General features: G+C 70.2%; 13 protein-coding genes. 6 read left to right on the top strand and 7 right to left on the bottom strand.

Going from position 1 to position 9,624, the window contains the following annotated elements; translation table 11 throughout:
- On the bottom strand, positions 1 to 977 hold a 977-nt coding region (locus tag IY392_RS00670; RefSeq protein WP_194860266.1), incomplete at its 3' end, for a hypothetical protein.
- Positions 978 to 1,050: 73 nt separating this feature from the next.
- Between IY392_RS00670 and IY392_RS00665 the strand changes: the two genes are divergently transcribed.
- Entirely contained in the window at positions 1,051 to 1,683 is a 633-nt protein-coding gene (locus IY392_RS00665) for a YqgE/AlgH family protein (protein ID WP_107757868.1), read from the top strand.
- Positions 1,684 to 1,687: 4 nt separating this feature from the next.
- Here IY392_RS00665 and IY392_RS00660 read toward each other — a convergent pair whose 3' ends face one another.
- Complete coding sequence (locus tag IY392_RS00660) at positions 1,688 to 2,239, bottom strand: DUF4188 domain-containing protein (RefSeq protein ID WP_194860265.1); 552 nt, start codon at positions 2,237 to 2,239, stop codon at positions 1,688 to 1,690.
- Positions 2,240 to 2,356: 117 nt separating this feature from the next.
- Between IY392_RS00660 and IY392_RS00655 the strand changes: the two genes are divergently transcribed.
- Together IY392_RS00655 and IY392_RS00650 are read left to right on the top strand one after the other, a co-directional pair.
- Entirely contained in the window at positions 2,357 to 2,995 is a 639-nt protein-coding gene (locus tag IY392_RS00655) for a MerR family transcriptional regulator (protein WP_107757866.1), read from the top strand.
- Between the two features lie 73 nt (positions 2,996 to 3,068).
- Positions 3,069 to 4,244 carry an MFS transporter gene (locus IY392_RS00650; protein WP_194860264.1) on the top strand — a complete coding sequence of 392 codons (1,176 nt, stop codon included), beginning with the start codon at positions 3,069 to 3,071 and terminating at the stop codon, positions 4,242 to 4,244.
- 70 nt (positions 4,245 to 4,314) lie between these two features.
- Here IY392_RS00650 and IY392_RS00645 read toward each other — a convergent pair whose 3' ends face one another.
- Both IY392_RS00645 and IY392_RS19545 read right to left on the bottom strand, forming a co-directional pair.
- The gene (locus IY392_RS00645) at positions 4,315 to 4,701 is read right to left on the bottom strand and encodes a VOC family protein (protein ID WP_194860263.1); all 387 of its coding nucleotides are present in this window, start codon (positions 4,699 to 4,701) and stop codon (positions 4,315 to 4,317) included.
- Positions 4,698 to 5,573: an AraC family transcriptional regulator gene (locus IY392_RS19545; protein ID WP_156607325.1), complete on the bottom strand. Its 876-nt coding sequence runs from the start codon at positions 5,571 to 5,573 to the stop codon at positions 4,698 to 4,700. The genes IY392_RS00645 and IY392_RS19545 overlap by 4 nt, the downstream gene beginning before the upstream one ends.
- A gap of 64 nt (positions 5,574 to 5,637) precedes the next feature.
- On the opposite strand from IY392_RS19545, the gene IY392_RS00635 reads away from it, so the two are divergent.
- Together IY392_RS00635 and IY392_RS00630 are read left to right on the top strand one after the other, a co-directional pair.
- Positions 5,638 to 6,342 (top strand): AzlC family ABC transporter permease, encoded by a 705-nt coding sequence (locus tag IY392_RS00635; protein ID WP_107758304.1) that lies wholly within the window; start codon positions 5,638 to 5,640, stop codon positions 6,340 to 6,342.
- Positions 6,339 to 6,689 (top strand): branched-chain amino acid transporter permease, encoded by a 351-nt coding sequence (locus IY392_RS00630; protein ID WP_370446319.1) that lies wholly within the window; start codon positions 6,339 to 6,341, stop codon positions 6,687 to 6,689. Before IY392_RS00635 ends, IY392_RS00630 begins: the two co-directional genes overlap by 4 nt.
- A gap of 70 nt (positions 6,690 to 6,759) precedes the next feature.
- On the opposite strand, the gene IY392_RS00625 is transcribed toward IY392_RS00630, so the two are convergent.
- Positions 6,760 to 8,004, bottom strand: coding sequence for a cytochrome P450 (locus IY392_RS00625; protein WP_107757861.1), 1,245 nt, complete (start codon positions 8,002 to 8,004; stop codon positions 6,760 to 6,762).
- 84 nt (positions 8,005 to 8,088) lie between these two features.
- On the opposite strand from IY392_RS00625, the gene IY392_RS00620 reads away from it, so the two are divergent.
- Positions 8,089 to 8,529: a MarR family winged helix-turn-helix transcriptional regulator gene (locus IY392_RS00620; RefSeq protein ID WP_231750418.1), complete on the top strand. Its 441-nt coding sequence runs from the start codon at positions 8,089 to 8,091 to the stop codon at positions 8,527 to 8,529.
- A gap of 1 nt (position 8,530) precedes the next feature.
- On the opposite strand, the gene IY392_RS00615 is transcribed toward IY392_RS00620, so the two are convergent.
- Positions 8,531 to 9,088: an N-acetyltransferase gene (locus IY392_RS00615; protein ID WP_194860262.1), complete on the bottom strand. Its 558-nt coding sequence runs from the start codon at positions 9,086 to 9,088 to the stop codon at positions 8,531 to 8,533.
- A gap of 76 nt (positions 9,089 to 9,164) precedes the next feature.
- On the bottom strand, positions 9,165 to 9,452 hold the full coding sequence (locus tag IY392_RS00610) for a hypothetical protein (protein WP_182612961.1): 288 nt from the start codon (positions 9,450 to 9,452) through the stop codon (positions 9,165 to 9,167).
- Positions 9,453 to 9,624 lie beyond the last annotated feature (172 nt).

Below are 9,624 nucleotides of genomic sequence, written 5' to 3'. Positions count from 1 at the left end.
ATGGCCCACGGGGTCACCACCGCGGCCAGTCCCATTCCGGCGGCGACAGCCGCGGACAGGAGCCCGAAGCCGCCCATCCCGGCGACCACCGGGCCCCCTCCCCCTTCGGACTCCACATCGCGCAGCAGCAGGACCGCGAGCATCGTGGTGATACCGAAGGCGGCCCGACCGAGCGTCACGCCGGCCAGCGCGACCCAGACCAGGGTGGTGGAGCGGGCGGCGCGCACGCCCTCGGCCAGACCCCCGGCGAACAGCCCCAGCGCATTCCGGGCCACGCCGTCACCGGAATCCGTGGTGATCTCCTCGTTGTCGGGTCCGAGGTGTCGCGGGGGCAGCGCCACAATGGCCCACGCTCCCAGGACGGCGCTGACCACGGCAGGCACGAGCGTCCAGGAAACGGCCGCGTCGCCTGCGCCGAGCACCGCGAGGACCGCGAACGCCGCGACCGCACCGACCGCTGTCACCACCGATCCGACTGTGACGAGAATCGAGTTCGTGGCCGCGAGGATCCGCTCCGGCACCACGCGGGGCATCGACGCGGTCATCCCGGTGTTGATGAGCCGGCCGAGTCCGATCGCCACCAGAGACAGACCGAACAGCGCGGCGAGCCCTGCACCCGAATGCACGGCGCCGACGGCGATCAGCGCGATCGTGGCGATGATCGCGAGCGTCCTGATCAGTGCGGCCACCGCCACCACGACCCGTCTGTCCCAGCGGTCGAGGGCGGCGGCGGCGAACGGGCCGACGATCGAGTACGGCAGCAGCATCACGGCGAACCCGCCTGCGATCGCGGCCGGGGTCGTGGCGGACTCGGGGCTGAAGAGCACGATCCCGCCGAGCGCGGCCTGGTGGATCCCCTCACTGAGCAGGGCGGCCAGGCGGGCGGTGGACAGGCGGCCGAGCCCGTCGGACTCCCGCAACGCGGCGGCCAGGCGACCGCGCCTCGTGTCGGCCGGTCCTGCGGTCGGAGAGGTCACGGGAGCCACCGTAGCGAGACCTGATCGAGGGGACGGGGATGTGGTCGGGCGGTGGCGCGGGCATCATGGTCGCATGGACACGGGACCGGACGATCTGAGCGGCGGGGGCCTCTTCGGTGACCGCCTCTACGACGCGATGGACAAGCGGGATCCCGTCGCCGGTTCGCTGCTCATCGCGGCGCCCGACATGCCGGACCCCAACTTCCGGCGGGCGATCATCTACGTGATCGAACACGACCATTCCGGCTCTCTGGGGGTGGTGATCACCCGACGGAGCGAGACACCGGTCGAGACGATCCTGCCGGCCTGGGCGGAGATGTGTGCTCCACCGGCGGTGTTCCACATCGGGGGCCCGGTCAAGCCGGACACCGGCATCGCGCTGGTGGTGCTCGCGTCGGGGGTCGACGGCGAGACCTACTCGGGTCTGCAGCAGATCGAGGGACGGGTCCACGTGGTGGATCTCGACAGCGATCCCGACCAGCTGCGGGACAACGTCGAGGGGATGCGCGTGTTCGTCGGCTATACCGGCTGGGCGCCCGGCCAACTGCAGGGGGAACTGGACCGCGGCGACTGGTACGTCGCGCCCAGCCTCCCCAGCGATCTGCTCGGGCCGTCGCACGTGGACGTCTGGGGCACCGTGCTCCGCCGCCAGGAGATGCCTCTCCCCCTCTACGCCACCTATGTCAGCGACGGGGACGTGAACTGATCGGTCAGTCCTCGGGCATCGGGGTTGTCCTCCCGTTCAGCCGCTCGCGCGCGGTGGCGCCACGCCGACCGAGGGGGAGGGTCCCCGTCGCGGCGGCGAGCCCCACCCGAGCGCCATCCCCGTAGAAGGTCTCGATGCCCCCCTCGTCCACGACGTAGGTCTCGTGCCAGATCCCCACGGCCCCCGGGTTTCTCCGCGCCCTGGCGTTGAAGTCGCGCCACGCGGGCATGTGTGCTTTCTCGGCGTCCCGGGCGTACCAATAGAGCTGATCGACGGAGTTCCAGTACTGGACAACCCAGGGGCCGTTGGCGCCGAGCAGGGTCTGAGCCCCGAGGAACCCCACGTCCTCGGCCTCTCCCCTGTCGGCCGCCATGCGGATGCGTTCCAGTTCGGCGAGCATCCTGGGCATCGCCCAGAACACCGGGAGCCACAGGTCGGGACGGAGGGGGCGGTGGATGGTCATGCCGATGTGGAAGACGACGAGGCCGCCATCCCGGGCGTGGGTCACGGGAAGAGGCCGCTCCCGGGTCGTGTGGCTGGATGATCGCGTGACCATGTCAACTCCTCTGGACGCTGCCACGGCGCGGTGCCGAGGGCAGTTGGATACTTCGAGTATCCGGTGTTGGATACTGCTACTATCCAGTAAAGGAGCGTCGCTGTCGAGAGGGGCGGAGTGAGAATCTCGGAACTCGCCGACGTCACGGGAACGACCGTGACGACACTCAAGTTCTATCTGCGTCGAGGGTTGCTCCACCCCGGACGATCGGTGACCCGCACCCAGGCCGACTACGACGCCGGCCATGTCGAACGGGTCCGTCTGGTCGTGGCGCTGTCCGAGGTGGGAGGCTTGGATCTGGCGGCGGTGGGTCGGGTGCTGGAGGCCATAGAGACCCCCGACGTCGGACGGTTGGACGTGATGGCCACCGCCCAACACGCGCTGTCGGGAGAACGGGCGCACGAGCCCGCGGCTGGGGAGGAGGACACGCCCCGCGGTGACGAACGCACGCGCGCGTGGATCGCCGCTCGGGAGTGGCAGGTCGATCTCGGCGACGTCATCGTCGATCGACTCGCCCAGGCGTGGCGTGCGTGTGACGACGCAGGAATCGGGTTGGACGAGGGTCGTCTGGACGCCTATGCCGACGCCGCCGAGCGGATCGCCCGCATCGATGTCGCCTCGGTCCCGTCCGAGCCGGCGGCGGCGGTGCGACAGGTGGTGCTCGGGACCGTGCTCGTCGAGCCCGTGCTCACCGCGTTGCGTCTGCTCGCGCAGCAGCACGTGGCACTCACCGGCCGCGCTGATCCCGACAAGTGAGATTGGTTGGTCATATAGTAGGACTGGGCGTACTGTCGGCCTGGTGAGGCCCGGACCCGCTGACGACAATAGTGTGGCACCCCGTCAGTGGGCCATTCTCGGGGTCGGCACGCTCGCCGCGTCCTCCGCCTCGGTGTTCGTGGCGGGTGTGGCGTTCCTCCTGCCCTTCCTGCACACGGAGGTCGGCCTGTCGCTCCCCGCGGCGGGCGCGCTGGTGGCGCTGCCCTCGGTGGGGACCGCGCTGACTCTCGTGGCGTGGGGGTGGCTCGTCGACCGGACCGGCGAGCGGCTCGTGCTCGTGAGCGGATCCGTCCTCACCACCGCCGCCCTCGCAGGCGCGCTCATCACCCCGTCCCTGGCCCTGCTCTCGGCGTGCTTCCTGCTCGCGGGCGCGGCCTCGGCCTCCGCTGCCTCGGCGAGTGGTCGGCTCGTGGTGGGGTGGTTCCCTGCGCGACGACGGGGAATGGCGATGGGCGTCCGGCAGATGTCTCAACCCCTCGGGGCGGCGATCGCAGCGATGTCGATGCCCGCGCTGGCGGCCTCGCACGGTCTGCGTGCAGCCCTGGCCGTCCCCCTGGTCATGGCGGGGGCCTCGGCGGTCGCCGCCCTCGTCGTCGTCATCGATCCTCCGCGACCGGACCGCGACGACCCCGCGTCCACCACACTCGCCACGTCGCCCTACCGGGCCTCCCGATACCTGCACCGGATCCATGGCGTCTCCGTGCTGCTCGTCCTCCCCCAGGCCCTCATGCAGTCGTTCATGCTCGCGTGGCTGGTCCTCGGGCACGGGTGGTCCCCCGCCTCGGCGGGCGCGGTGGTGACGGCCGCGCAACTCCTGGGGGCGGCCGGGCGGATCGCCGTGGGCGTGATCTCCGACCGCGTGGGCTCGAGGCTGACACCGCTTCGCGCAGTGGCAGTGTCGGTCTCCGCGGGACTGCTCGCCCTGGCGGCCGCAGAGGTCTTCGGCGCACCAGGGGCCGTCGCCGTGGCCCTCGCCGTGATCGCCGCGGTACTGGTCGTGGCGGACAACGGCCTCGCCTTCACCGCGGTCGCCGAACACGCCGGTCCCCACTGGAGCGGGCGCGCGTTGGGTGTCCAGAACACCGCGCAGTTCCTCGCGATCTCCGCGGTCACCCCGGTGTTCGCGGCGGGGATCGACCGGTGGGGTTATGGGCCGGTCTTCGCCGGAGCCGCGGTGGTCGCCGCACTGGCGGTGCCCGTCGTGCCGCGGCTCGATCGGGCCCGGTGATCCCGGCCGGTGCGCCCGGTCGTCACCCGGTGACCGCATCGGGCGCCGGGTGCCCCCGGTACTGCCCCACCTACCACACGTTCCCCTCGGGGTCTCGGGCGGAGAAGGTGTGATCACCGTAGTCGGTGTCGTGCATCTCCATGACGATCTCGGCCCCCGCCGCCAGGGCGCGCTGGTAGACGGCATCGGAGTCGGCCGTCACGACGTACGCGAGACCCGACCCGGGTGGTGTGGCGTGTGGGTCGTCGTCCCCTCTCCCACCGTCCCCCAGCATGACGCCTCCGCCCTCCGGCCAGAGCAGTTCGGCGTGGACGATGCGGCCGTCGTCGGTGTGCGAGACGGTCTCGACGAAGCCGAGTGTGTCGACGAGCCAGTCGATGACGAGGCGGGAGTCGGTGCAGCGGAAGCAGTGCCAGACGGTGGGCGCGGGTGCGGCGCCGGGTTCGTGAGTAGTCATGCCGATGAGTCTGCTCCGGGGTCGGGTGGCCAGGCTTGGATGTTTCGGAACTCCTCGGCGATCCAGTTCGTCGGTGATGTGCCCGCGTACCGCCGGTAGGCGGCGTCGAGGTGCGCGTGGTCGGCGTACCCGTGGTCATGGGCGAGGTCGGCCAGTCGGAGTCCGACCGGCCGTGGCCCCGTGGACCGGCGAACGGCCTCCCTCAGCGCAGAGTGGGTCGCCTCGAAGCGCATCAGGTCGGCGAGTGCTTTGGTGCCGATCCCCAGTTCAGCCCTGCAGAGCGTCGACAGATGCCGGGGCGTGACCCCCACCTCGGAGGCGACGTCTGCCACCCGCATCCGGCCACCGGAACGCCCGAGCAGGCGCCATGCGCCCACCACCTCCCGGCGTGGCCCGGGCACGCGCTCGTACCTGCCCGCCGCCGAGGCCAACCCGGCGGCCACGAGCGCCGCGCGGTCACGGGGATGGGCTGACGCCACACGCGAGTGGAGCGCCCGGATCCGCGACCCGAGGACGTCCTCGCCGTCATGGGTGAGCTCGGAGAGAGCTGCCGCGGGTACCCCGAGCAGGCGTCGCGCGGCGAGGGGGTGCACCTCGACCTGGACCCCTTCCTCGCGATCCGGTCGTTGCAGATAGACGGGCCGGGTGTGAAACCCGCCGATGCACACGTCGTGGCGCACCCCCTCCCCGCGGGCCCACTCGTCGTAGGAATACGAGCACAACAGCGGAGAGTCCGTGGCCACGACCACGGTGAGGGAGGAGGTGGGCAGTCCCCGGTGGGGTGGCCGTTGCGGCCGCGGGCCGATCCCCTCCACGGCATAGGGGACCAGCCGCCTGACCCCGGGCGGCGGAGTGGCCTCGCGCACGCTCACGGGACCCAGTGTGCCGCCTCCCGTCGGGGGTGGCCAGGCTTCCGCGGTCGTTACACTGCTCGGCGTGCAGTCCGGCTCCTCTACCAGTGCAGAGATCCGCAAGGGTCTGGCCGACTGCTCGACCGTCGGGCTGGGTCTGATCCCTCTGGGGCTGGCGTTCGGGGTGCTGCTCACCCAGGCGGGGTTCGCGTGGTGGTGGGCCCCGGTGTTCTCGGTGATGATCTACGCCGGGTCCATGGAGTTCCTGGCGATCGGTCTGCTCACCGCGGTCACTCCCCTGTACTCGCTGGCGGCGGCGGCGTTCCTCGTCAACTTCCGTCACGTGTTCTACGGGCTCAGCTTCCCGTTGGGGGCGATCCGCTCGCGGCTCGGTCGGCTCTACTCGGTGTACGCGCTCACGGACGAGGTCTACGCGATCACCGCCACCAAGAAGCGCAGTGAGATGACGGGGCCGCGGACACTGACCATCGCGATCACCTGTCAGACCCTGTGGGTCGCCCCCGGCATCGTCGGGGCGCTCGTCGGCACGACCCTGCCGGAGGGGTTGGACGGTCTGCAGTTCGCGTTGACCGCGCTCTTCGCCGTCCTCGCGGTGGACGCGTGGCGCGCCTCGGGAGACCTACCGGCGCCTGTGATCGGCCTGGTGTGCGGTCTGGTGGCGGCGTGGCTGGCCCCGGACCAGATGCTCATCGTCGGGTTGTGCGCCTTCGTGGCCGTGTTGATCGCGCGGTACGTATGGGCGACCCGCGAGGGGAGGGAACCGACGTGAACTCCCCGGTGACCGCCGTCCCGGTGCCAGGGGCCGGCTACCTGCTGGCCGGGTTGGGCGTGATGTTCGTCGTGACGGTGGCACTACGCGCCGCGCCGTTCGTCGCTCTGACCAGGCTCCGCGACTCGAGTCTCGTGCGCTATCTGGGCCGCACGATGCCGGCCGGGGTGATGGCGGTGCTGGTGGTCTACACCCTTCGCGACACCTCCGCCGAGCTCGGCTCGTGGCTGCCCGCCACCGCGGCGCTGGCGCTCACGCTGGCCGTGCACCTGGCGTTTCGGCGCGCGGCGGTGAGCATCATCCTCGGAACGGCGGCCTACATGGTCCTGCTGGCCGGGCTCGGGTGAGGGTGGCCGGGTGAGCGTGGCCCGGCCTGTCCCCCGCCCGCGCCGCCGCCAGCGTTCAGCGAGCCGCTGCTCAGCGGGCTACGGGGCAGGCGCCCAGCTCGACCTTCCACTCGGTGAGGCCGTTGAGCCACCCGGACCGCAGCCGGGTGGGCTCGCCGAGTGAGGTCAGGTCGGGGAAGTAGTCGGCGACGGCGTTGAAGATCAGCTCGAGCTGCATCCGTGCGAGGTTGGCGCCGAGGCAGTAGTGCGGACCTTGGCCGCCGAAGGTCACGTGCGGGTTCGGATCGCGGAGAATGTTGAAGGTGAACGGGTCGTCGAACACCTCCTCGTCGAAGTTGGCGGACCCGTAGCAGATCAGCACGCGATCACCTTTGGCGATGGACACTCCCCCGATCTCGACGTCCTCCATGGCGGTGCGCTGGAACTGGGTGATCGGCGATGCCCACCGCAGGATCTCGTCGTAGGCCGTCTCGGGCCGGTCGCGCTTGAACAGCTCCCACTGGTCGGGGTTCTCCAGCATGGCCACCATCCCGTGGGTTGTGGCGTTGCGGGTGGTTTCGTTGCCGGCCACCGCGAGGAGCGTGACGAACCAGCCGAACTCCTCGGCAGACAGGTGCTCGCCGTCGACGTCGGCCTGGACGAGTTTCGTCACGATGTCGTCCCGCGGATTGGCGGCACGGTCCTCGGCCATGGCGTTGGCGTAGCCGATGAGTTCCATGGACGCGATGGCGGGAGCATCCGGGTCGCCGCCGGCGTCGTAGCTGGTCATGATGTTGGACCACTCGAAGATCTTGTGGCGGTCCTCCTGCGGCACGCCCAGCAGATCCGCGATCGCCTGCAGCGGGAGCTCGGAGGCGATAGCGGTGACGAAGTCGTCGGCGTTCGACTCGGCGGCGGCGGTGACGATCTGACGCGCCCGGTCGGCGAGCTCGTCTCGCATCCCGGCCACGCCTCGGGGGGTGAATCCGCGGGAGATGATGCGCCGGTGCTTCTTGTGGATCTCGCCGTCCTCGTTGACGAGCATCTCCCGCTGGGCCTCGATGATCGAGCGGTCGGTGCCCTCGGAGAAGCGCGGGATCATGGTGTTCTCCCCCGCGGAGAACAACTCCCCGGTGAGGCGCGAGATCTCCTTGACGTCGGCGTGTCTGGTCACCAGCCAGTAATGGTCGTCGTCGAAACCGTCTGAGCCGGGCCGCTTGTCGACGCGGCGGATCGGCTCGGACTGCCGGAGCTGGCGCCACTCCTCGTGTGGGAGCCGTTTCTCGAACAGGTCCGGGTTGGTGAAGTCGAATCCCGCCGGGATGGTCACGTTCACGGTGTCTCCTGCGCCTCGTCCCCCGCCGGGTCGGCAGGGGTGGGAAAGGTGAATAGTGGTAACTATATACACGTGGCGCTATCCGTGAGTGAGATTCTCGACCGCGCGTTGATGCTGGCCGAGGAGATGTCGGGATCGATCGAACGCGCCGCGGCGAACTACGGCCTCACCGTTCCGCGGCTCGAGTTGCTGTTCGTCCTGGGGCTCGAGGGCGAGTGCAAGCAGGTGGAGCTGGCGACCTTCCTCGACTGCTCACCGCGCCAGGTCACCGCACTGGTCGACGGTCTGGTCGCGAGCGGCCACGTGGTCCGGACCATGCCGCCGGACGACCGGCGGGTCCGGCTGGTCAACCTCACCGACGAGTCGCGTCGGATCGTGGATGAGGTCGTGTCGGCGCGGGTGGCGTTGGCGGAGTGGCTGTTCGAGGGGCTCGACGACGACGACCTGCAGACGTTCGGCACCGTGTCGGAGAGGCTGGTCTCCCGGATGAGCGGGCGGGCCCTGAGTCGGCTCTCAGCCCAGTGAGTCAGGCCTGGGCCAGGGCTGTGCAGTCCGTGCAGCCGGTGGACTCCCGGGCGTATTCGACGAAACCTCGGGACAGGTAGTTCGGTATCGCGGCAGGGGAGTCGTCCACGCAGGTGTGCAGCCAGACCCGGCGGCACCCCGGGACCTGCCACGCGATACGGGTGATCTCGGAGAGGAACCATCCGCCCAGGCCCAGGCCGGCGAACCGGGGGAGCAGCCCGAAGTAGACGATCTCGACATCAACGCCGTCCGCAGGGTCGTCGAGTTCTGTACCCGTTTCGTCTCCGCACGGGCTCATGCGCAGTTCGGCGAATCCGGCGGTCTCGCCCCCCCGGCTCGCCCGGAAGGTGGTGACGCAGGGGTCAGCGCAGTAGGACGCCCAGCGCCCGTCCGACCAGCCGAGTCTGTCGCTCCAGTTCCAGCTGCCACCGATCTCCCGGTACATCCGTGAGTTGAAGACGGGTTCAGCCGGGAAGACCCGGGAGATCGTCAGGTCTGCGCGGCGTGCCGGGCGCAACCACGACGCGTCGGTCTGCTGGAGGTAGGTCACGCTGCTCATCGCGCTATTCAAGCACCGCCGCCCTGCGGCCACCCAACCGGAGTCGGGGGCCGCAGGACGCGGTCGGTGCTGGAGTTCAGTTGACGGTGAGGTGCACTCCCGGGATGTTGAGGCCGTTGACCGCTCCCGCCACAGCGGCCGCGCCATTGTTGAAACCATCCGCACTCGCACTCTGGAGACCTGCTCCGGTGAACGGATTGGCCGCGGCTGCGCCACCGAGCCCGAGAGCCGAGACTGCGCTACCGGTGCCGAGTCCGGCGGCGCCGATCCCAGCAGCGAGCGGTGAGACACCGAGCGCCGCGGCGGGACCGAGATACGGCAGAATCGCCGCTCCAAGGGCGATGAGAGCGGTGATGGGGTCCATGGTGGGTCCTTTCGTTGATGTGGTGGAGCGTTAACCGATGGTCACGTGCTTCGGCTGAACAACAGGGGGCGGCTGAACCGGGAGTAGCGGGATGTTGATGGCCGGAGGTGCGGGCGCAGGCGCCGGAGGGGGCGGCGGCGCCGGCGGGATTACAGTGGCGGGCCGGTACGGC

It is taken from the genome of Dietzia sp. SYD-A1 (assembly GCF_015356725.1).
Taxonomy (GTDB): domain Bacteria; phylum Actinomycetota; class Actinomycetes; order Mycobacteriales; family Mycobacteriaceae; genus Dietzia.
The sequence above is the reverse complement of the archived record's forward strand: the minus strand, read 5'-3'. Positions and strand labels throughout refer to the sequence as shown.